Raw genomic sequence first — 21,622 nt, 5'->3', positions numbered from 1 at the left:
CGCGGCGGTGCCGTAGCGATCCCACCGCCTTCAGGAGCCCATCATGCAGAAGCCTCGCGGCCGACAGTTCTTCGCCAATCCCGGCCCGACCAACATTCCCGACAGCGTCCTCCGCGCGATCGACCGCCCGGCCCAGGACTTCATGGAGGAGGCGTTCATCGCGCTGGTGCGTGACTGCACCGCGCGGCTGAAGCGCGTGCTCGGCGCCTCGGGTGAGGTGTTCATGATGGCCTCCTCCGGCCACGGCGCCTGGGAGGCGAGCCTCGTCAATCTGTTCAGCCCGGGCGATCGCCTGCTGATGCTGGAGTCCGGCTATTTCTCGGAGTCCTGGACGGAGATGGCGCGCAAGTTCGGCCTCGAGGTCGAGACGGTAACGGCGGACCGCCGGCGCGGGGTCGATCCGGCCGCAGTGGAGGCGGCTCTGCGCGCCGATGCCGGCCATGCGATCAAGGCGGTCTGCGCGGTGCACAACGAGACCAGCACCGGCGTGACCGTGCCGCAGGCCGCGATCCGCGCGGCGATCGACGCCGCGAAGCACCCCGCGCTGTTGCTCTCCGACACGATCTCCTCGCTCGGGTCGATGCCGTTCCGGATGGACGAGTGGGGGATCGACCTCGCCGTGGGCGGCAGCCAGAAGGGGCTGATGCTGCCCACTGGCATGGCGTTTACCGCCGTCAGCGCGAAGGGGATGGAGGCGCATCGCAGGGCGCGCCTGCCGCGGCACTACATGGACTGGTCGGTGATGCTGAACCGGCCGCATCGCAGCTTCGTCGGCACGGTGCCGACGCAGATGTTCCACGGCCTTGCCGAGGCGCTCAGGCTGATCGAGGAGGAGGGGCTGGAGGCGGTGTTCGCGCGCCATGCGCGGCTCGGTGGCGCGGTGCGCGCCGCCGTGCGGACCTGGTCGGGCAATGACGGCCCGCAGATCTACTGCGTCGATCCGGCGCGGCAGTCGAACAGCGTCACCGCGATCCTGGTGCCGGACGGCGTCGATGCCGAGGCGCTGCGCCGCCAGGCCGCGGAGCGCTACAACGTCTCGCTCGGCGGCGGGCTCGGCGCGCTGGGCGGGCGCGTGTTCCGCATCGGCCATCTCGGCGACCTGAACGAGCCGATGGTGCTCGGCACGCTCGGCGCCGTGGAGATGACGCTGCGCGATCTCGGCGTCCCGCATGGACGAGGCGGGGTCCAGGCGGCAATGGACGCCCTGGCCTAGCTGACCGGGACGGGAGGTGCGGGGGGAGGCCTACGACGGAAGCGGCCACCAGAGTGACAAGGGCCCATCCCCTTCACCCCGCCAAAACGAACATTCCCTCGACTTCCGTCGCCGCATCCCCCGGCAGGCACGGCACCCCGATCGTCGTCCGCGCATGCCGCCCGGCATCGCCGAACACCGCGACGCACAGGTCCGACGCGCCGTTCATCACCTGCGCCTGCTGCGTGAACTCGGGTGGGCACGAGATGAACCCGCCGAGCCGCACCGCGTGTTTCACCCGATCCAGATCCCCGCCGCACGCCGCCTTGAGCTGCGCAAGCACGTTGATGAAACAGAGCCGGCAGCTCTCCTGGCCCTGCTCCACGGTGACGCTCGCCCCGACCTTGCCGGTCACGGCGATCCTGCCGTCCTTCAGCGGCACCTGGCCGGAGATCACGACGAGATGGCCTGCGACGACGAACGGCACGTAGTTCGCCATCGGCGCGGCTGCCTCCGGCAACACGATGCCAAGCTCGTTCAGGCGTGTCTCGATCCGTCCGGCCATGTGGCGGTCTCCCCTGCGGTCGCTGAGTGACCCTAGCCGCGTCAGGACGCATGGGCCAGGGCGTCCGGCGTGTGCGCTGCGGCGCGGCGGGGCTTGGCGGGCACGGCGACATCCAGCCCGAGCCGCAGGAACGGCGCGAGCGTTTGCGCCATGGCGTCCTGCGCCGACGGCTCGGCCCCCTCGGCCAGCGCCGCGCGCAGGCGGGGCGGCAGGAACGGGGCCTCGTCAGCCGTGCCGGCGCCGATCGCGTGCCGCTCGAGCCCGGCAAGGGCAGGGTCATCGGCCGGCAGCCGCACGCCGGGTGCGGCGAGAGCCACCGCGTGGGCGAGCGAGACGGCGCCGCGCAGATGCGGCTCGACGGCCTCCCGGGGGATGCCCAGCGTCGCCAGTCGGGTGAGGCCGGCCGGCGGCGCGCCGGCGAGCGTCCCCCGCCCGACGATATGCGCGATCGCGGCGACCCGCTCGGCGGCCGGCAGGCCGAGCGCGAGGATGGCCCGCGCCGCCGCGGGGGCGAGGAGGCGCCGCGGCCGCCCGTCGGGGCCGTCCACCGAGCGCACGATCGAGGCGACCGGATGGTGCCCGGCGCTGTCGGCGCCGAGCAGCCCCTCGACCTGGTTGGCCGGCCGCAGGGACACGAGCCCGAGCACGCGCAGCCCGTGCCGGCGCGCGGCAGCAAAGCCGCGCTCGATCGCTGCCGAGGCGGCAGCGCCGAGACCCCCGTCGGCTCCAGGCGGCAGCGCCGCGATCGCCGCCTCCATGGCGCGCAGCACCGCGGTGCGCCGGTCGGTCCAGGCGGGGCAGGGACCCAGTCGGAGCGCGAGTGCGGCCGCGGCCTCCGCCGCGGCCCCGAGCACGACCGCGAGCAGCGCCGCGGCCGTCGCACGCCCCTCGGGCCAAGCATAGGGCACGCCGGCGGCCATCAGCGCACCGGCGACACCTGCCGGCACCACCGCGACCGCGCGCACCGGGCCGGACGGCCCGGCGATCTCCAGCGCCGTGGTCGCGGCGGCGGCGGCACGGGCGAGCGCGCCGGTCGCGAAGGTCTGGTCCGGCTCGACGAAGGCGGCGAGATCGAGCAGCCAGGCACGATCGCGCCCGCGTGGGCCGTGCCAGAGCGACTCCCCGGGCAAGCCGCGGCGCAGCGCGGCCTGGTGGCGCAGCGCATCGGCCCACAGCCGCGCCTCGGCGCGGCCGGGCAGGGCGCCGCGGGCGAGCCCCGCGCGCATCCAGTCGCACAACAGCAGCTCGATCGCAGCGGCGAGTGATGGCGCAGGCGAGAGCGCTGCCAGGGCGGCAGCCGCATCATCATCATAGGCGGGCGGCAGCAGCACCACGCGCCCTGCCCGGCCGTCGTGACCTACCTGGTGGGCAAGTGCGGCGTAACCGTCCCAGGATTCGCTCATGCTGCTCCGGGCCGTGGGTGCCTGGCCGTCAACCCAGCGACGATAGCCTGGGTCGCGTGCCAGGGGAAGCGTATCTTGCGGTCCCGCGCGTCCTCGTCCACCAGATGCGGTAGGGACGCACGGCTGGACGCGAGCCGCCTGCACGTGCGACAAACCGGCGCCCCAGATGGCCAGGAACCACCCATTGCCATGACGATCGGCACCCGCCTGTTCACGCGCTGGCGCGGCCGCAAGGTCGGCATCGACCGGTTCGGCAACACCTACTACGAGGAGCGCCGCGCGCGCTCCGGCATGCGCCAGCGCCGCTGGGTCATGTACGCGCGCGAGGCCGAGGCGTCGGAGGTGCCGCCCGAGTGGCATGCCTGGCTGCACTACACCACCGACGCGCCGCTGCCCGAGGACAAGCGCTACCCTTGGCAGCAGGAGCACCAGCCCAACCTCACTGGCACGGCCGCGGCGTATCGCCCGCCCGGTCATGAGCTCGAGGGCGGGCGGCGGGCGCGCGCCACCGGCGACTACGAGGCCTGGACCCCCGAGATGGACACGGCACCGCCCCGATGAACCGCAGGAGCATCGCCGAGATCCTCGCCGGCGCGCTCGTGCTCGCGGTCGCCGCGGTGTTCCTGTTCTACGCGGTGACGCATTCCGGCCGGACGCTCACGACCGGCTACACGCTGACGGCGAAGTTCGACCGGATCGATGGCCTGCCGCAGGGCGCGGCTGTGCGCCTCTCGGGGGTGAAGATCGGCAGCGTGGTGGGTCAGCGGATCGACCGCGAGACCTATCTCGCCGTGGTGACCATGCAGATCGACCCGGGAATTCAGCTTCCGACCGACACCTCGGCCGAGATCACCTCCGAGAGCCTGCTGGGCGGACGCTATATCGCGCTGGTGCCGGGTGGGTCGGACCGGATGCTGGCGGATGGCAGCACGATCGAGGCCACCCAATCGGCGATCAGCCTGGAGGCGCTGCTCGGGCGCTTCATCTTCTCCGTCACCGATCTCGTCTCGGCGGTCGGCCGCGAGGCGCAGGGCCAGCAGCAGGCGCCCGCGAACCCGGCCCGCCCGGGGGGCTGAGATGAGTGCGGCTCCGCCCCGGCGGTGGCTTCAGCCCGACGGCGCCCCGGTCTCCTGCCGCGAGAAGATCAGGGTGCTCGAGGAGAACTGGCAGGAACTCGCCGAGACGCTGCGCGACGCCTACGAGGACGCGGTCCTGATGGGTGTCGATCCGGCGGAGATGAAGCGGCTGCTGGCGGAGCTGGTCGAGGGCCTCACCCCGCCGGGAGCGGGCACGCCATGAGGCGGCTCGTGATGGTGCTCGCGCTGGTCGCGCCGCCCTCGCTCGCGCAGAGTCCGGGCTGGGTTCAGGGCGAGACCGCCGAGTTGCAGGCGCTCGACAAGGTGACCGCGCGCATCTCGACCATCGAGGCGCGTGTCGGTCAGACGGTCACCTTCGGCACGCTGGAGATCGCGGTCGCGACGTGCCATCGCCGCCCCGCCGACGAGCAGCCGGACGCAGCCGCCTGGCTTACGGTGAAGGACAACCGACTGAACGGGCAGCGCGTGTTCGCGGGCTGGATGTTCGCCGCGAGCCCGGCACTGAACATGCTCGAGCACGCGGTCTATGACTTGCGCGTGCTCGAGTGCCGATAGCGGATCAGGGTGCCTGCTTGCAGTAGGCTTCGATCCGATAGCCGTCCGGATCGATGACGAAAGCGGCGTAGTAGTCCGGCGCGTAGTCGGCGCGGACCCCAGGGCGCCCGTTGTCCGTCCCTCCGGTTCTCAGCGCCGCCGCGTGGAACGCATCGACGCTCGCGCGCGAGGGCGCGGTGAGGCAGACATGCAGCCCCGACTCCGGGTCGGCCGGAACCGGGCGCGCGACCTTCAGGACCCAGAACCGCACGGTCTCGTCTCCGTAGCCGAGCGAGCCCGCATCCGCGCTGAGGCAGCGATAGCCGAGCGGGGCGAGCGCCGCGTCGTAGAAGCGTCGCGCCAGCGCGATGTCGCCGACGCCGATGGAGAGGTGGTCGATCATGCGAGTTCCTCCGCAACCGGGGATGCAGCGTGCGCGGACACCCGACGCACGCGGAAATCGGCCTGGAGCGTCCACGTCCTGCCGCTGTCGCGTGACCGCTCGCCGAGCCAGCGGAACGAGTCCGGGGTCATCTCGGTGAAGCTCCAGCGCACCGCCTCGCCCGCGTCGGTCCAGCCGGTCTGCACGATGCCGCCATCGCGCGCGCGCCCGGTCTGGCGCGTGTAGTACTGCTTCAGCGGGTCGTGCCAGAGGATGTGCCAAGCATCGAGCGCGGCGTCGTAGATGCGCAAGGTGGTGCCGTGGAACAGTCCGGGCAGGATCCAGACATCCTGGATCGCGCGGCCGGCCAGCACCCAGAAGGCGTGCACCTCGCCGGTGCCGTGATGCGCGGTGCCGTCATCGAAATGGACCGTCGCGTCCATCGTCCAGCTGCCGACCAGGAAGGCGTAGAGGCCCATCCGCTCGGTCCGGTCCGACGCGGGGCCGTCGGCGAGCAGGGCGTCGAGGAAGGAGGAGGCGATCATCGTCGTATCCGTTGCCGGTGTCGGGAGCCAAGGCTGTAGACCCGGCGGGGCAGCGGTTCTTGGGGAAAGTTGCTATCCTGTTCGCATGTCCATCACCGCGCGCCGCCTCGCCTCAGGCCCGGGCTGGCACGTCCTCGACGTGATCTGCACCGCCGGCCCGCATGACCGCAGCACCGAGGAGCGGCACGACATGCCGTCGATCTCGGCCGTGACCGCCGGCACCTTCCAGTACCGGTCGAGCGCCGGCTCGGCGGTGATGGCGCCGGGCGCTCTGCTGCTCGGCAATCCCGGCCAGTGCTATCGCTGCGGGCACGAGCACGGGCGCGGCGATCGCTGCCTGTCCTTCCAGATGACGGCCGAGTTCGTCGAGGACGTCGCGGCCGGGGTGAAGGGCGTACGCCGGACCCGCTTCGCTGCACCATGCCTGCCGCCCGCTGAGGCCGTGGTGCCGATCGTCGCGGCGGCCGAGGCCGCGCGCGAGGCGGGCGAGGCGGAGGCGTTCGAGGAGCTGACGGTCGCGCTCGCTGCCACGGTGCTGGGCACGTTCGCCGAGAGCGCACGCGCCGGGCCGGCGCCGAGCCTGCGCGACGAGCGCCGGATCAGCCGGATCCTGCGCCGGATCGAGGCCGACCCGTCGGAGCCCGTCTCGCTGGCGGAACTCGCGCGCGCGGAAGCCATGAGCCCGTTCCACTTCCTGCGCTGCTTCCGCGCCGTCACCGGCACGACGCCGTATCGCTTCGTGCTGCTCAGGCGGCTGCAGCGCGCCGCGCTCCGCCTGCGCCGGAGTGATGACGCGATCGCGACGATCGCGCTCGACGCCGGGTTCAACGACCTCTCGACCTTCAACCACCGCTTCCGCCGCGTCACCGGGCTGACGCCACGCGCCTGGCGCAAGCGGGCGTGTGACTGAGGCTACCGGGGCGCGTCCAGCCTGCCGCTCACTGCGATGTCGAGCCAGCCGAGCGGCGTGACCTCGGCGCGATCGCCCCCGCGCAGCAGCACCGTGGTGGTGCCGGACTCGACGATCGCCGGTCCGGCCACGGTCTGTCCGGCGGCGAGGGCGTCGAACTCGAACACTGGCACCTCCCGCCAGAGGCCGAGATGCACGCGACGGCGCGATCGCGCTGCGGACGCGGCCGTCGCCGGGCGCGGCGGCTCGGAGGGCAGCGCGAGCAAGACACCGATCACCGCGACGCGCGCATTCACCAGCACGGCCTCCTGATCCCTGAGCGCATAGGTGTAGAGCGCCTCGTGACGGGTGTGGAACGCCTCGGCCATCTGCCGGACGAGGTCCCCACCCGACCAGTCGATGCCGTCCAGATCGACCGGAATCTCGAAGATCTGCTCGCCGTAGCGCATGTCGGCCGAGCGGTGCACGCGCACTTCCCCCTCGAAGCGGGTCTCTGCCAGCCGGCCGCGGCCCTCGTCCTCCATCTCCTGGTAGATCCGCCGCAGCGCCTCCGCGGAGAGCCCGCTGGCATCGCCGATATGCGTGCGCGCAAGCTCGTAGCGCAGATCGGAGGCGAGCATGCCCCAGGCCGACAGCACGGCGGCGAGCCGCGGCACGATCACGCGGGTGAGGTCGAGCTGGCGCGCGATCTCGGTGATGTGCAGCCCGGCCGCACCGCCGAACGACAGCAGCGCGAAGCGTCGCGGATCGATCCCCCGCCGCACCGAGACAAGCCGCACGCCCTCGGCCATCCGCGTGTTGACGACGCGGTGGATTCCCTCGGCGGCGGTCATGCGATCGACATCGAGGGCCGCGGCGATGTGATCGACCGCCCGCGTGGCGGCTTCCGTGTCGAGCGTTGCCCGGCCGCCGAGGAAGTTCGCCGCGTCGAGATAGCCGAGCACGAGATTGGCATCGGTGACGGTCGCGACGGTGCCGCCCCGGCCATAGCAGGCGGGCCCGGGCAGCGCGCCCGCGCTCTCGGGTCCGACATGCAGCACGCCACCCGCGTCCACCCGCGCGATCGAACCGCCGCCGGCGCCGATGCTGACGATGTCCAGACTTTGCAGCCCGACGCGCTGGCCGGCGAGCTTCCGGTCCGACGCGATTGCCGCCTCGCCGCCGGCGATCAGCGAGATGTCGGTGCTGGTGCCGCCCATGTCGAAGGGGATCAGGTCGCCATGGCCGATCAGCCGCGCGACATGGCGGCTCCCGGCAACGCCGCCGGCGGGACCGGACAGCACCGCGCCCGCTGCAAGCCGCACCGCGTCCGAGACCGTCGCGACTCCGCCATGCGACTGGATGACCAGCAGCGGTCCCGTGAACCCTGCCTCGCGCAGCCGCGTCTCCAGCCGCTCAAGATAGCGTTGCAGCGCCGGTCCGACATAGGCGTTCACCACCGTGGTGCAGGTGCGCTCGTACTCCTTGATCTGCGGCAGTACATCCGAGGAGAGCGAGACGTAGCAGCCGGGCATGGCGGTGCGCACCGCCTCGGCGGTCATGCGCTCGTGGGTCGGGTCGCGGTAGCTGTGGAAGTAGCAGGCCGCGACCGCGTCCACCTGCTTCGCCTTCAGCGCATGGATCGCCTGCGACAGCGACGCCGTGCTCAGTGCGGTCTCGACGCGGCCGTCATGGCGGATGCGTTCCTCGACGCCGATGCGCCGGTCGCGCGGCACCAGCGGCTCGGGCGGCGGGACGCGCAGGTTGTAGCGGTCGTCCTTCAGCCCCTCGCGCATCTCCAGCACGTCGATATGGCCTCGAGTCGTGAGCAGGCCCACGCGCGCGCCCTTGCGCTCCAGCAACGCGTTCGTCGCCACCGTGGTGCCGTGCACGATCCGCGTGGTTGCCGCGAGCATTGCCGTTCGTTCCGCTCCCAGCGCCTCGGCGAGCAGCGCAAGCCCCGCCATCACGCCGACGGACTGATCCTCGGGCGTGGAGGCCGATTTGGCGTGGATCACGCGTCCCGCATCATCCACCGCGGCGAGGTCGGTGAAGGTGCCGCCGACATCAATGCCGATCGTCCAGGCCATGGCTCAGCGCGTCTCGCCAGTGACGAAACCCAGCGCATGGTCGCGCACGCGCGCCTCCGCGCTGCGATCCGCCGGATCGCCCCAGCCGCCACCGCCGCCTGACTTCGCCGCGATCACGTCGCCCGGACGGATGACGATCCCGACCTCCTTGGTCTTGAGCGGACGATCCTCGCAGCCCACGGAGCGCAGCACGTAATGGTGCGGTGCGCCGTCGAGCCCGCCCCGGATGCCGCAGGCGCCGTACGTCACGCCGTCGCCGGCCGTGTTGGCGACAGCGGGCTCGGCCACTTCGACCGCGAATTCGAGATCTCCGCCCGGACCACCCCGGTACGTGCCGTCGCCGCCCGAATCGGGGCGGAACTCGTGACGGCGGAAGAACAGCGGGAAGCGCACCTCGGCCACTTCCAGGCTGCCGAACTTGATCCCGCCCGCGGCCTGCCACTCGCCCGCGCCGGGCCAGCCGTCCCCAGCCGGCGAGGCGCCGCCGCCGGGCCGTGCCTGGAACAGGTGCCAGATGAAGGCGCGCTGCGTGCGCGGATCGACCCCCTGGATGGCGATGCGGAAGCGCCGCCCCCAGCCGGCCATGGCACGGTCGGGGCAGGCGGGAGCGAGCGCCTTGATCACCGCTTCGAGGATCTCCTGGCCGCAGCAGTTCGTGCAGAGCGTGACGGGCTTGCCCGGCCGCGGGTGCACGATCGTGCCCTCGCGGGTGATCAGCTTGACAGGGCGGAACGCGCCGTCGTTCTTCGGCGTTCCCGGATCGATCAGGTAGGACAGCGCCACGACCACGGCCGAGTAGGTGTTGGGGTAGGAGGAGTTGATGAAGCCATCGACCTCCTCGTGGCTGTCGGTCAGGTCCACGTCGAGATCGCTGCCGCGCTTGGTCACCTTGGCGCGGATGTGGATGTCGCGGAAGCGATGGCCGTCATCGTCGATCATCGCCTCGCCGTAATAGACGCCGTCGGGCCAGGACGCGATCACCGCGCGCACCTGGCGCTCGGCGCCGTCCAGCACCGCCTCGATCGCCGCGTGGGTGGTCGCCGAGCCGAACTCGGCGAGCAGCGCCTTCAGCCGCCGCTCACCCACGCGCGCCGAGCCGATCATCGCCGCAAGGTCGCCGCGGAAATCACGTGGGTGTCGAACATTGAGCACGAGCAGCTCATGGACGTCATCGCGGAGCTCCCCGCGCTCGTAGAGCCTGAGCGGCGGGACGCGGATGCCCTCCTGCCAGATCTCTTTCGCACCCGGATTGTAGGCGCCGTGGGTCGCGCCGCCGATATCGCTCTGGTGCGAGCGGTTGATCGCCCAGAAGGCGAGCCTGTCGCCATCGAATACCGGCACGAAGGCGGTCAGGTCGGGCAGGTGGTTGCCGCCGCGGTACGGATCGTTCAGCAGGAACACGTCGCCCAGATGGATGCGGCCCCGGAAATAGTCGTGCACGGAGCGCACCGCCCAGGGCAGCGCCCCGACATGGATCGGCACATGTTCGGCCTGCGCGACCAGTCGGCCTTCCGGATCGCTGAGCGCGGTGGAGAAGTCGCGGCTCGAGTTCAGGATCTGGGAGTACGAGGTGCGGAGCATCGCCTCGCCCATCTCCTCGACGATCGCATGCAGGCGGTGCTGCACGACGGATACGGTGACGGGGTCGATCTCGGCCATCGGGGAATCCTGCGCGGTCGGAGGGCTCGCTGCGACGTTAGGTCACGCGGGCGGGCGGCACCAGGACGGGTAGGGCGGTTCAGCGGCCTTGACGCAGATCATTGGACTCCGCTTCGGCGCTGGACGATCATGCCTCTCGGAGGATGGCATGCCACGGCTCTACACGGTCCAGATGCTGCTCGCGCGCAACCCGGGGTTTCCGGAGGGGTCGAACGCGCGCGGCTATGAGCTGCACGTGCCGTTGACACCCGACGGGCATCTCGATGTCGAGACGTGGCGGCAGCGCCGCGCCGAATGCACGGTGCGCCGCTTCTGGCTCGACGAACCCGACAAGCATGGCGCGCTGATCCACGGCCGCCATGGCTGGGCGTTCTCCTACGAGCCGGGCGAGGCCGACGACGAACCGCTGTTCAAGCTCGACGGCCACGTCTTCCGCCCCGGCGAGTACGTGACGGTGCGCGAGACCGACGGCGACGCACTCGTGTTCCGGATCGTCAGCGTGCGCTGACCCGCCTGCACGGCACCCTTCAGGAGCGGACATGAGTCACCACCACGCCGTCGTCTGGTTGGATCAGCACGCGGCCAAGGCGTTCCACGTCACCGAGACCGAGGCCGAGAGGATCACCGTGACGGGCCGCGCGCCCGATCGGCATATCAGTACCCACGGCAGCAGGTCGCGCGAGCATCAGCATGCCGATGACGGGTTCCTGCATGAGGTGGTCGAGGCGATGTCCGGCGCCCAGGGGCGGCTGATCACCGGCCCGGGCGACACGAAGCAGGAACTGGTGCGGCACATCGACCGCCATCACCCGCAGTATCGCAGACGCATCGTCGGGGTGGACAGGGCGGACCACCCGTCGGACGGCCACGTCTGTGCGCACGCCCGGCGCGTGTTCGCCAAGGTCGATCGGACGCTGCCGCAACGCTGAGTGCAGCCGTCATCGGCCGGCCTCCGCCTCAACAAAGGCCAGTTCTGTCCCCTCCGACACCAGATCACCCGCCTGCACGCAGACGCGTACGACGGTGCCATCGGTCGGCGCGGCAATCCGCAGCTCGGTCTTCATCGCCTCCAGGATCACCAGCGCCTCGCCGCGCGCGACCTCCTGCCCGGCCTCGACCATCACCTTGACGACGCGCCCGGGGATAGGCGCGGCGACCGACCCCGAGGCCGCAAGCGCCGCGGCCGCCGTGCCGAGCCGCTGGGACACGGTCAGCGTTGCGCTCGCCGGCTCCGCGCCCGAGAGCGTGACGACGATGTCGTCGCCGTAGCGTCGGACAGTGGCGCGCGTGCGTACGCCATCGACGTCGAGCAACAGGGAGTCGTGGTCGAGCCCGCGCCTGGCGCGCAGGTCGAGCGCGACCGCCTCGCCGGTTTCCGTGGCGAAGCGCAACGTCCACGCCCCCGCGCCGTACTCGGCGCGCACGCGGCGCGCGACACCGTCCTGGATCAGCTCCGTCTCGGCAGACGCCACACCGTGCAGGCGCCAGCCATCGCGCCTGTTCCAGGGCGAATGCGGGTCGCCCGACTCGCGCGCGAAGCGCTCGGCACGGTCCTGCTCGTCCAGCAACAGCGCGGCCGAGGCCGCGATCAGCGCGCGGTCCGGTACTGGACGCGGCGCGGCGAGCAGGTCGTCGGCATGCGCGGCGATGAAGCCGGTGGAGAGGTCGCCGGCGCGGAAGGACGGGTGGCCGACGATCCGGCGTAGCAGATCGAGATTGGTCGTGACCCCGTCAATGCGGATCGCGGCGAGGGCCAAGCCAAGACGGCGCAGCGCGGCGGCACGGTCCTCGCCGTGTGCAATCACCTTGGCGATCATCGAGTCGTAGAACGGGGTGATCGTGTCGCCCTCGCGCACGCCGGTGTCGATACGCACGCCGACCGCATCGTCGGGCAGGAGGAAGCGGTCGAGCCGGCCCACCGCGGGGCGCCAGTCAAGCGTGGGGTCCTCGGCGCAGAGCCGCGCCTCGACGGCGTGGCCGGCGACCGGCGGCGGTTCGCGGAACGGCAGCGCCTCGCCGGCGGCGATGCGGAGCTGCCACTCCACCAGGTCGAGGCCGGTGATCAGCTCGGTCACCGGATGCTCGACCTGAAGCCGCGTGTTCATTTCCATGAAGTAGAACGCGTCGTCTTCCGCGATGAACTCGACCGTGCCGGCGTTGCGGTAGCCCACAGCGCGCGCCGCATCGACCGCGGCCTCGGCGAGGGCCGTGCGCACTGCGTCGGGCAGGTCGGGCGCGGGTGCCTCCTCCACCACCTTCTGGTAGCGGCGCTGCACCGAGCAGTCGCGCGTGGAGAGGTCGAGAATCGTGCCGTGCGCATCGCCCAGCACCTGCACCTCGATGTGGCGCGGCCGGCGCAGATATCGTTCGAGCAATACGCGGTCATCGCCGAACGCGGCCTTGGCGACGCGGCGCGCGGCGGCGAGCGCATCGCTGAAGTCGGCAGCGCGTTCGACGATGTGCATGCCGCGCCCGCCGCCGCCCGCACTCGCCTTGATCAGCACGGGATAGCCGATGCGCTCGGCCTCGGCGGAAAGCCGCGCGTCGTCCTGGGCGTCGCCGTGATAGCCGGGCACCAACGGAACGCCCGCCTCGGCCATCAGCGCCTTGGCCGCGGCCTTGGATCCCATCGCGCGGATCGCCGGGGCCGGCGGGCCGACGAAGACGATGCCGGCCTGTTCGCACGCCTCGGCGAAGTCGGCAGTCTCGGCGAGGAAGCCGTAGCCCGGATGGATCGCCTCTGCGCCGGCCTGCCTCGCCGCATCGAGGATGCGGTCGATGCGGAGATAGCTCGATGCGGCGGGCGGAGGCCCGATCGGATAGGCTTCGTCGGCGAGCTCGACATGCAGCGCATGCGCATCCGCCTCGGAATAGACGGCGATGCAGCGCAGCCCCATGCGCCGCGCGGTGCGAAAGATGCGGCAGGCGATCTCGCCCCGGTTGGCGACGAGCAGCGAGCGGAACATCGCGCTCACATCCGGAACACGCCGAACCGCGTCGGCTCGATCGGCGCGTTGAGCGCGGCGGAGATCGCGAGCCCAAGCACATCGCGCGTGCGCGCGGGCTCGATGATGCCGTCGTCCCAGAGCCGCGCGGTGGCGTAGTAGGGATCACCCTCGCGCTCGTACTTGTCGCGGATCGGCGCCTTGAACGCCTCCTCCGCCTCGGCGGGCCACGCCTTGCCCTGGCGGGCGAGGTTGTCGCGGCGAATGGTGGCGAGCACGGTCGCGGCCTGCTCGCCGCCCATCACCGAGATGCGGCTGTTCGGCCAGGTGAACAGGAAGCGCGGCGAGTAGGCGCGGCCGCACATGCCGTAGTTGCCGGCGCCGAACGAGCCGCCGATCAGCACGGTGAACTTGGGCACCGATGTGGTGGCGACCGCGGTGACCAGCTTCGCCCCGTCCTTGGCGATGCCGCGGTTCTCGTAGGTCTTGCCGACCATGAAGCCGGCGATGTTCTGCAGGAACACCAGCGGGACGCCGCGCTGGCTGCAGAGCTCGACGAAGTGCGCGGCCTTGAGTGAGGACTCGGAGAACAGGATGCCGCTGTTGGCGACGATGCCGGCGGGATAGCCCCAGATGCGCGCGAACCCGCAGACGATGGTCGTGCCGTAGCGCGGCTTGAACTCGTCGAGCTCCGAGCCATCGACGATGCGCGCGATGACCTCGCGAACCTCGTAGGGCGTGCGCACGTCGGCAGGAATGATCCCGTAGAGCTCCTCGGGGTCGTAGCGCGGGGGTGCGGGCTCGCGCACCGCCACGGGCATGGTCTTGCGCGTGTTGAGCCGCGAGACGATCCGCCGGGCCAGCGCCAGCGCATGCGCATCGTCGTTGGCCATGTGGTCGGCCACACCGGAGAGGCGCGTGTGCACGTCCGCGCCGCCCAGCTCTTCCGCCGTGACGACCTCGCCGGTGGCGGCCTTCACCAGCGGGGGCCCGCCAAGGAAGATCGTACCCTGCTCCTTGACGATCACGCTCTCGTCGCTCATTGCCGGCACATAGGCGCCGCCTGCGGTACAGCTGCCCATCACCACGGCGATCTGCGCGATGCCGAGCGACGACATCTGCGCCTGGTTGTAGAAGATGCGGCCGAAGTGATCGCGGTCAGGGAAGATCTCGTCCTGGTTCGGCAGATTCGCGCCGCCGCTGTCCACCAGGTAGAGGCACGGCAGGCGATTCGCCTGAGCGATCTCCTGCGCGCGCAGGTGCTTCTTCACCGTCACCGGGAAGTAGGTGCCGCCCTGGACGGTGGCGTCGTTGGCGACGACCACGCACTCGCGCCCCGCCACGCGACCCACGCCGGTGATGATGCCGGCAGCGTTGATCTCGCCGCCATAGAGCCCGTAGGCGGCGAGCGGGGAGAGCTCGAGGAACGGCGCGCCGGGATCGATCAGTCGCTCGACCCGCTCGCGCGGCAACAGCTTGCCGCGCGAGAGGTGACGCTCGCGCGAAGCTGCTGGCCCGCCCGCGCCTGCCGCCGCGAGCCGCGCCCCCAGTTCGGCCACCAGGGCGCGGTTCACGGCCTCGTTGGCGCGGAAATCCTCCGCACGCGGATCGACCGAGGTTGGGAGCAGAGTCACGCGGTCTCGCGGAACAGTTCGCGGCCGATCAGCATGCGGCGGATCTCGGAGGTGCCGGCGCCGATCTCGTAGAGCTTGGCGTCGCGCAGGAGCCGCCCGGTCGGGTAGTCGTTGATGTAGCCGTTGCCGCCGAGGATCTGGATCGCGTCCAGCGCCATCTTCGTTGCTGCTTCGGCGGTGTAGAGGATCGCGCCGGCGGCATCCTTGCGGGTGACGCGCCCGCGGTCGCAGGCCTGCGCCACGGCATAGACATAGGCGCGGCAGGCATTGAAGGTCGTGTACATGTCGGCGAGCTTGCCCTGGATGAGCTGGAACTCGCCGATCGGCTGGCCGAACTGCCGGCGCTCGTGCACGTAGGGCAGCACGACATCGAGGCAGGCCTGCATGATGCCGAGCGGGCCGGCAGCAAGTACCGCCCGCTCGTAGTCGAGCCCGCTCATCAGCACGCGCACGCCGCCGCCGACGCGGCCGAGCACGTTCTCCTCCGGGACCTCGCAGTCCTCGAACACCAGTTCGCTGGTCGGGCTGCCACGCATGCCAAGCTTGTCGAGCTTCTGCGCAGGGCGGAATCCAGTGAAGCCGCGCTCGACGATGAAGGCGGTGATGCCGTCCTTGCCCGCTGCCGGATCGGTCTTGGCATAGACCACCATGGTCTCGGCGTAGTGCGCGTTGGTGATCCACATCTTGGTGCCGTTCAGCACGTAGCGATCGCCGCGCTTCTCGGCGCGCAGCTTCATCGACACGACGTCGGAGCCCGCGCCGGGCTCGCTCATCGCAAGCGCACCGAGATGCTCGCCCGAAATGAGCTTGGGCAGGTAGCGCCGCTTCTGCTCCTCGGTGCCGTTCAGCTTGATCTGGTTGACACAGAGATTGGAATGAGCGCCGTAGGAGAGCCCGACCGAGGCCGAGGCACGGCTCACCTCCTCCATCGCGACGCACTGCGCGAGATAGCCCATGTTGGCACCGCCGTACTGCTCGTCGACCGTGATGCCGTGCAGGCCGAGCGCACCCATCTCCGGCCAGAGATGACGCGGGAATTCATCGGTGCGGTCGATCTCGGCGGCGAGCGGGGCGATCTTCTCGGCGGCGAAACCGCGTACGCTGTCGCGCAGCATGGCGATGTCGTCGCCGTGGTCGAACTCGAGGGTGGTCAGACGGTTCGGCAGCATGGGTCAAGCATCCGCGGACTGGTGCCGCCAATCATGCGCGCCGGCGCCGCCGCGCGGCAAGAGCGGCGGCTCACCCGACCGGGCGGCGGTCGTCGATCACCTTGCCGTCGTTCGGCAGGCTGCCGGGGGCAACCAGCTCGATCGCGCCGCGCAGCTTGGTCACGTCCCGCAGCGTCTCGGCGAGTCGCTCCGCGAGGCCGGACGCTGACGGCGGCGCCTCGGCGCGCAAGGTCATCACGTCGCTGTCGGCGGCGCGTTCCACCACCAGCCGCAGCCGTCCGAGGTCGGGGAAGCGACGCGCGATGTCGGCGATCTGCTCGGGGCGAACGAACATGCCCTTCACCTTGGTCGCCTGGTCGGCGCGGCCCAGCCAGCCCCTGATGCGCGTGTTGGTGCGCCCGCAGGGCGAGGTGCCGGGCAGCACGGCGGACAGATCGCCGGTCGCGAAGCGGATGAGCGGATACTCGGGGGTGAGCAGCGTCACAACGACCTCGCCGACCTCGCCGTGCGGAAGGACGTCGCCGGTGCCAGGCCGGACGATCTCGACGATCACGTGCTCGTCGAGGATCATCCCCTCGCGTGCCTCGCTCTCGTAGGCGATCAGGCCGAGATCGGCCGTGCCGTAGGACTGCAGCACGGTCAGCCCGCGCTCGGCGTAGTACTGGCGCAGGGCAGGGAAGTAGGGGCCCGCCGTCACGTGGCCGCGGCGGATCGAGGTGAGGTCGAGGCCGAGCTCGTCGCCCTTCTCGAGGATGGTCTTGAGGAAGTCGGGCGTGCCCGAATAGGCCTGGGGCCGCAGATGCGCGATCGCGCGCGCGTGCATTTCGGTGTTGCCCGGGCCGGCGGGCACCACCGCGCAGCCGAGCGCGCGCGCGCCGCGCTCGAGCATCACGCCGGCCGGTGTGAAGTGATACGAGAACGTATTGTGCAGGATATGCCCGGAGCGCAAGCCGGTGGCATAGAGCGCGCGGCCGAAGCGGAAGTAGTCGCGCCCGCCGGCCTCGGGGTCATAGATCGGTCCGGGCGAGACGAAGATGCGCGCGAGCCGCTCGGCGGGCACGGTGGTCAAGCCGCCGAAGGGGGGGTGTGCGGCCTGGATCGCGCCGAGTTCCGACTTGCGGGTCAGCGGCAGTGCGGCAAGCGCCTCGCGCGTGCAGACCGCATCCGGTTCAACATCTACCAGGAGCCGCGCGTAGTAGGGCGCGGAGGCCCGGGCCTGCACGAGGTGTGCGGCCAGCGCACCCATCAGCGCGTCCTCGCGCGCTTGCGGGTCCCGCACCTCCAGCACGTCGAAGAAATCGCCGGTCGGCATCGCGCTACAGCCAGCGCTTGCGACGCTTGTAGGATTTCAGGTTCTTGAAGCTCTTGCGCTCGGCACCGTGGCCGCCGAGGTAGAACTCCTTCACGTCCTCGTTGTTCGCCAGCTCCTCCGCGGTGCCGTCCAGCACGATCTTCCCCTGCTCCATCACGTAGCCGTAGGAGGCAACCGATAGCGCCATCCGCGCATTCTGCTCGACCAGCAGGATGGTGATGCCGAGATCCTGGTTCAGCCGCCGGATGATGCCGAACACCTCCTTCACGAGCAGCGGCGAGAGCCCCATCGACGGTTCGTCCATCAGAATGAGCTTCGGCCGTGCCATCAGGGCCCGTCCGATCGCCAGCATCTGCTGCTCACCACCCGAGAGATAGCCCGCAAGCCCTGTGCGCTCCCTCAGCCGCGGGAAGTAGCCGTAGACCATCTCTATGTCGCGCTTCACGTCGCCATCCGAGCGCGTGAAGGCGCCGAGACGGAGGTTCTCGATCACCGTCATGTCGGCGATGATCCGGCGGCCTTCCATCACCTGGAAAATGCCCTTGCGCACGATCCGGTCCGGGTCGATGCCGTTCAGCCGCTCGGCCCCGAACAGGATGTCGCCGCGGGTGATCTCGCCCTCCTCGGTCTTGAGCAGGCCGGAGATCGCCTTCAGCGTGGTCGACTTGCCCGCGCCGTTCGCACCGAGCAGCGCGACGATGTGCCCCTGCGGCACCTTCAGCGACAGCCCGCGCAGCACGAGGATGACGTCGTTGTAGACGACCTCGACGTTGTTCACCTCGAGCAGCGCCGGGAGCGTATCGACCCAGCGCTGCTGCGTCTTGGTGGTGGCGGTTCCGTCCATGTCGTCCCCGTGCGCGAGGGGCGGGCGGCGCCGTGCCGCCCGCCCGCCCGGCTCACCAGCCGAGCCAGTCCTGACGCCGCTCGAGCGTGATGGTCGTCACCGGCTCGAGCTTCATCGTGCCGGCGCGCATCAGCTCGGCGACCGAGCCCTGCGTGGTGTCGCCGGTCACGACGGAGCGAAACAGCGCGACCCGCATCTGGCCGCGATGGTCCTCGACGCTGAAGTTGGACGGGTTGCACACGCCCTCGAACCCCTGCGGAACCCAGTCGCGCCGCGCGTAGAAGCCCTCGCGGATGCGATCGCCCGTCACCTGGCCACCATTGGCCGCGGCGGTCTGCATTGCCTCGACCATCAGCATGGTGCTGCACACGCCGGCGAGATAGTGCACGGGCCGGTACTCCGCCGCCGCAGACGCGCCGCCCTGGCTGATCTCGCGCAAGCTCGCCATGCCGGGTGCGTCACCGCCCCAGGTGATGCCGGTACGCACCGGGAACACCACGCCGTTCGCCGCCACGCCGGCCGCCTTCATGGCGTTCTCGTCCATGCCCCAGACATTGCCGAGGAACTGCACCTGCACGCCGGCGGTCTGGCAGGCGCGCAGCACGGAGATATTCGAGCCCGCGGTGTTGCCGAGATACGCGTAGTTGGCGCCGGCATTGCGCAGGCCAAGGCACTGCGCGGTGTAGTCGCCCGGGGTCAGCGCGAACTGGATCGCCGGCAGCACCTCGAAGCCGAGCTCGGCCGCCAGCGCCTCGCCGGCCGCCTTGGGCGAGTTCGGATAGGGATGGTTCGCCCCCATGTGCACGTATTTCGGCCGACCCTGGCCGCCCTTCGCCTTCCAGTCCTCGGCCGCCCACTGGATCATCGCGCGCAGCGCATCGGAGTAGGACGGGCCGTAGAAGAAGTTGAAGGGTGCTGCCTTGTCCGCGCGGGGCGCGCGGCCCGTCGGGTCGGTCAGCGCGGCCGAGTACGAGGCCGAGATGTAGGGGATGCGGTCGCGCGTGACGAAGGCGATCAGCGCCTCGGTGTCGACCGTGCCCCAGCCCTGGATCGCGACCACGCGCTCGCGCTGGGTCCAGGCCTGGTACTGCGAGATCGCGCGCGGCGCCTGGTAGCCGTAGTCGAAGCCGGAGACGGCAAGCTGCCGCCCGGCCACGCCGCCGCGGCGATTCACCCAGGCGAGCGCATCGGCCACCCCCTGGCCGTAGGGCACGCCGACATCCGAGGTCGGGCCCGAGTTGTCCATCAGATGGCCAACCGGAATCCGCTGCTGCGCGTCCGCCGACCCGGCGAACCCGACCGCGGCGGCCGCGGCCAGAAGCATGGAACGAAACATCATCATCCTTGACCTCCTAGACGTTTCCATCGGGGCCGTTCGCCGCCCCTCAGTGCGAGAAAGGATACAGCTTCCAGTACGCCTTGATCAGCCTCCATCGATGCGCGAGCCCGTCCGGCTCGAAGATCAGGAACAGGATGATCGCAGCCCCGATCACCATCTCGCGCAGGAAGCTGACCGCGTTGCCGAGCCCGAGCGCCCGGTCGATCATCCCGCCCGCCACGGCATCGGCGAACCACTGCACCACCTCCGGCAGCATCACCATGAACACCGCGCCCATCATCGAGCCCATCACGCTGCCCAGGCCCCCGATGATGATCATGCCGAGGAACTGGATCGAGAACAGGATGGTGAAGGCCTCGACCGAGACGAACAGGATGTAGTGGGCGTAGAGGGCGCCGCCGATGCCGGCGAAGAACGATGAGATGCCGAACGACAGCGTGCGGTAGTAGGTGAGGTTGATGCCCATGATCTCGGCCGAGAGATAGTGGTCGCGCACCGCGACCAGGGCGCGGCCGTCGCGCGAGCGCATCAGGTTGGCCGCACCGATGAACATCAGCACGACCCAGGCGAGCACCACGTAGAAGTAGGTCTCGTTGCTGTCGAAGGCGAAGCCGAACAGCGAGGGCGGTTGGGTGATGCGCCCGGCCACACCGCCGGTGAACCAGCGTGCGCGGGCGAAGAAATCCTCGATGATGAACTGCGCGGCCAGCGTCGCGATCGCGAGATAGAGCCCCTTCAGCCGCGCGGCCGGGATGCCGAACACCATGCCCACCGCGGTGGTGGCGACGCCGGCGAGCGGGATCGCCAGGAGCACAGGGACGCCGTGCTCGACGAACCAGGCCGAGGCGAAGGCGCCGACGCCGAAGAACGCCGAGTGCCCGATCGAGATCTGGCCGGTGAACCCGACCAGGATGTTGAGCCCCAGCGCCGCGATGCCGAGATAGCCCATCTGGATCATCAGGCTCAGCACGTAGCGGTCGCCCGTCAGCGGCACGAGGCAGAGCAGGCCAACACCCCCGATCGCGAACCAGCGTGACAGCCGGGTCGGGAAGATCGTGGTGTCCTCGCGGTAGGACTGGCGGAAGTCGCCGCACGGGGTCATCGCGATCGCGGCCATGGTGCGCGCCCCTCACACCCGCTCGATGTTCTTGGTGTCGAACAGTCCGTAGGGTTTGATCATCAGGATCAGGATCAGCACGTAGAACGGTGCGATCTGGTACATGTTGCCCCAGTTCAGCAGCGTGCTGTCGAAGAAGTGCGCGACGTTCTCCAGCACGCCGACGATGATCCCGCCAAGCACCGCGCCGAGGATGGAGTCGAGCCCGCCCAGGATCACGGCCGGGAACACCTTGATGCCGTAGAACGAGAGCGCGGAACTGACGCCGTTCACCACGCCGACCACCACGCCGGCGACCGCCGAGACCACCGCCGAGATCGCCCAGGACATCGCAAACACCTGCCGCACGGAAATCCCGAGCGACTGCGCCACCTGCTGGTCGAAGGCGGTGGCGCGCATCGCCAGCCCGTGCTTCGAGGCGGTGAAGAACCAGGCAAAACCACCCATGATCGCGAGGCTGATGACGAGGCTCATCAGATAGACGGTCTGCACATCGAGCCCCATCACGCTCACCACCTGGGTCTCGAAGATCGGCGGGAAGGGTTGGGCGAACACGCCGAACATCCACTTCATCAGCGCCTGGAAGAAGATCGAGAGCCCGATCGTCACCATGATCACGCTGATCACCGGCTCGCCGATCAGCGGGCGCAGCACGACCACCTGGATCAGGATGCCGAACAGCGTCATGAAGGCGAGCGTGATCAGGAAGCCCCAGAGGAAGGGCACGCGGTATTCCGTCAGCAGCCACCAGCACACCCAGGCGCCGACCAGCAGGAACTCGCCCTGGGCGAAGTTCACCACCTGCGAGGCCTTGTAGATCAGCACGAAGCTCATCGCGACCACGCCGTAGAGCGTGCCGACGATCAGCCCGTTGAGCGTGAGCTGGAACAGCAGTTCCCAGTTCAT

General features: G+C 70.3%; 22 protein-coding genes. 8 read left to right on the top strand and 14 right to left on the bottom strand.

Features of this window, described 5'->3' with window-relative positions:
- The first annotated feature begins 43 nt into the window (after nucleotides 1-43).
- Nucleotides 44-1,213 carry a pyridoxal-phosphate-dependent aminotransferase family protein gene (locus ACTIFU_RS02765; RefSeq protein WP_439576757.1) on the top strand — a complete coding sequence of 390 codons (1,170 nt, stop codon included), beginning with the start codon at nucleotides 44-46 and terminating at the stop codon, nucleotides 1,211-1,213.
- Between the two features lie 73 nt (nucleotides 1,214-1,286).
- Here the strand turns inward: ACTIFU_RS02765 and ACTIFU_RS02760 are convergent, their stop codons facing one another.
- Nucleotides 1,287-1,757: a RidA family protein gene (locus ACTIFU_RS02760; protein WP_439576756.1), complete on the bottom strand. Its 471-nt coding sequence runs from the start codon at nucleotides 1,755-1,757 to the stop codon at nucleotides 1,287-1,289.
- Nucleotides 1,758-1,798: 41 nt separating this feature from the next.
- Nucleotides 1,799-3,160: a hypothetical protein gene (locus ACTIFU_RS02755; protein ID WP_439576755.1), complete on the bottom strand. Its 1,362-nt coding sequence runs from the start codon at nucleotides 3,158-3,160 to the stop codon at nucleotides 1,799-1,801.
- A gap of 189 nt (nucleotides 3,161-3,349) precedes the next feature.
- Here ACTIFU_RS02755 and ACTIFU_RS02750 point away from each other — a divergent pair, with 189 nt between their 5' ends.
- From ACTIFU_RS02750 to ACTIFU_RS02735, 4 genes are read left to right on the top strand one after another with little or no spacing between them, the layout of a single operon-like run.
- A complete protein-coding gene (locus ACTIFU_RS02750; RefSeq protein ID WP_439576754.1) occupies nucleotides 3,350-3,721 on the top strand; it encodes an NADH:ubiquinone oxidoreductase subunit NDUFA12 in 372 nt (123 codons plus the stop codon).
- On the top strand, nucleotides 3,718-4,236 hold the full coding sequence (mlaD, locus tag ACTIFU_RS02745; RefSeq protein ID WP_439576753.1) for an outer membrane lipid asymmetry maintenance protein MlaD: 519 nt from the start codon (nucleotides 3,718-3,720) through the stop codon (nucleotides 4,234-4,236). The genes ACTIFU_RS02750 and mlaD overlap by 4 nt, the downstream gene beginning before the upstream one ends.
- 1 nt (nucleotide 4,237) lies before the next feature.
- The gene (locus ACTIFU_RS02740) at nucleotides 4,238-4,459 is read left to right on the top strand and encodes a hypothetical protein (RefSeq protein WP_439576752.1); all 222 of its coding nucleotides are present in this window, start codon (nucleotides 4,238-4,240) and stop codon (nucleotides 4,457-4,459) included.
- Nucleotides 4,456-4,812, top strand: coding sequence for a DUF2155 domain-containing protein (locus ACTIFU_RS02735; protein ID WP_439576751.1), 357 nt, complete (start codon nucleotides 4,456-4,458; stop codon nucleotides 4,810-4,812). The genes ACTIFU_RS02740 and ACTIFU_RS02735 overlap by 4 nt, the downstream gene beginning before the upstream one ends.
- A gap of 4 nt (nucleotides 4,813-4,816) precedes the next feature.
- Here the strand turns inward: ACTIFU_RS02735 and ACTIFU_RS02730 are convergent, their stop codons facing one another.
- The gene (locus ACTIFU_RS02730) at nucleotides 4,817-5,194 is read right to left on the bottom strand and encodes a VOC family protein (RefSeq protein ID WP_439576750.1); all 378 of its coding nucleotides are present in this window, start codon (nucleotides 5,192-5,194) and stop codon (nucleotides 4,817-4,819) included.
- Nucleotides 5,191-5,718: a hypothetical protein gene (locus ACTIFU_RS02725; protein ID WP_439576749.1), complete on the bottom strand. Its 528-nt coding sequence runs from the start codon at nucleotides 5,716-5,718 to the stop codon at nucleotides 5,191-5,193. Before ACTIFU_RS02725 ends, ACTIFU_RS02730 begins: the two co-directional genes overlap by 4 nt.
- A gap of 85 nt (nucleotides 5,719-5,803) precedes the next feature.
- Between ACTIFU_RS02725 and ACTIFU_RS02720 the strand changes: the two genes are divergently transcribed.
- Nucleotides 5,804-6,628, top strand: coding sequence for a helix-turn-helix transcriptional regulator (locus ACTIFU_RS02720; RefSeq protein ID WP_439576748.1), 825 nt, complete (start codon nucleotides 5,804-5,806; stop codon nucleotides 6,626-6,628).
- Between the two features lie 2 nt (nucleotides 6,629-6,630).
- Here ACTIFU_RS02720 and ACTIFU_RS02715 read toward each other — a convergent pair whose 3' ends face one another.
- Both ACTIFU_RS02715 and ACTIFU_RS02710 read right to left on the bottom strand, forming a co-directional pair.
- Nucleotides 6,631-8,697 carry a hydantoinase/oxoprolinase family protein gene (locus ACTIFU_RS02715; RefSeq protein ID WP_439576747.1) on the bottom strand — a complete coding sequence of 689 codons (2,067 nt, stop codon included), beginning with the start codon at nucleotides 8,695-8,697 and terminating at the stop codon, nucleotides 6,631-6,633.
- Between the two features lie 3 nt (nucleotides 8,698-8,700).
- Nucleotides 8,701-10,356: a hydantoinase B/oxoprolinase family protein gene (locus ACTIFU_RS02710; protein WP_439576746.1), complete on the bottom strand. Its 1,656-nt coding sequence runs from the start codon at nucleotides 10,354-10,356 to the stop codon at nucleotides 8,701-8,703.
- 148 nt (nucleotides 10,357-10,504) lie between these two features.
- On the opposite strand from ACTIFU_RS02710, the gene ACTIFU_RS02705 reads away from it, so the two are divergent.
- Nucleotides 10,505-10,864, top strand: coding sequence for a hypothetical protein (locus ACTIFU_RS02705; protein ID WP_439576745.1), 360 nt, complete (start codon nucleotides 10,505-10,507; stop codon nucleotides 10,862-10,864).
- 31 nt (nucleotides 10,865-10,895) lie between these two features.
- Nucleotides 10,896-11,285, top strand: a complete 390-nt coding sequence (locus ACTIFU_RS02700) for a hypothetical protein (RefSeq protein ID WP_439576744.1) — start codon at nucleotides 10,896-10,898, stop codon at nucleotides 11,283-11,285.
- 9 nt (nucleotides 11,286-11,294) lie between these two features.
- On the opposite strand, the gene ACTIFU_RS02695 is transcribed toward ACTIFU_RS02700, so the two are convergent.
- The 8 genes from ACTIFU_RS02695 to ACTIFU_RS02660 form a co-directional block, all read right to left on the bottom strand.
- A complete protein-coding gene (locus ACTIFU_RS02695) occupies nucleotides 11,295-13,322 on the bottom strand; it encodes an acetyl/propionyl/methylcrotonyl-CoA carboxylase subunit alpha (protein WP_439576743.1) in 2,028 nt (675 codons plus the stop codon).
- A 5-nt stretch (nucleotides 13,323-13,327) separates the two neighbouring features.
- Complete coding sequence (locus ACTIFU_RS02690; RefSeq protein ID WP_439576742.1) at nucleotides 13,328-14,935, bottom strand: carboxyl transferase domain-containing protein; 1,608 nt, start codon at nucleotides 14,933-14,935, stop codon at nucleotides 13,328-13,330.
- Complete coding sequence (locus ACTIFU_RS02685; RefSeq protein WP_439576741.1) at nucleotides 14,932-16,104, bottom strand: isovaleryl-CoA dehydrogenase; 1,173 nt, start codon at nucleotides 16,102-16,104, stop codon at nucleotides 14,932-14,934. Before ACTIFU_RS02685 ends, ACTIFU_RS02690 begins: the two co-directional genes overlap by 4 nt.
- 70 nt (nucleotides 16,105-16,174) lie before the next feature.
- Complete coding sequence (locus tag ACTIFU_RS02680) at nucleotides 16,175-17,416, bottom strand: phenylacetate--CoA ligase family protein (protein ID WP_439576740.1); 1,242 nt, start codon at nucleotides 17,414-17,416, stop codon at nucleotides 16,175-16,177.
- A gap of 4 nt (nucleotides 17,417-17,420) precedes the next feature.
- Nucleotides 17,421-18,260: an ABC transporter ATP-binding protein gene (locus ACTIFU_RS02675; protein WP_439576739.1), complete on the bottom strand. Its 840-nt coding sequence runs from the start codon at nucleotides 18,258-18,260 to the stop codon at nucleotides 17,421-17,423.
- Nucleotides 18,261-18,312: 52 nt separating this feature from the next.
- The gene (locus ACTIFU_RS02670) at nucleotides 18,313-19,584 is read right to left on the bottom strand and encodes an ABC transporter substrate-binding protein (protein ID WP_439576738.1); all 1,272 of its coding nucleotides are present in this window, start codon (nucleotides 19,582-19,584) and stop codon (nucleotides 18,313-18,315) included.
- A 61-nt stretch (nucleotides 19,585-19,645) separates the two neighbouring features.
- A complete protein-coding gene (locus ACTIFU_RS02665) occupies nucleotides 19,646-20,716 on the bottom strand; it encodes a branched-chain amino acid ABC transporter permease (protein WP_439576737.1) in 1,071 nt (356 codons plus the stop codon).
- Nucleotides 20,717-20,728: 12 nt separating this feature from the next.
- Nucleotides 20,729-21,622, bottom strand: coding sequence for a branched-chain amino acid ABC transporter permease (locus ACTIFU_RS02660; protein WP_439576736.1), 894 nt, complete (start codon nucleotides 21,620-21,622; stop codon nucleotides 20,729-20,731).

The organism is Elioraea sp. (assembly GCF_051860475.1).
GTDB lineage: Bacteria > Pseudomonadota > Alphaproteobacteria > Acetobacterales > Acetobacteraceae > Elioraea.
Note: the sequence above shows the minus strand (reverse complement) of the source record. Positions and strands in the feature narration are given on the sequence as shown.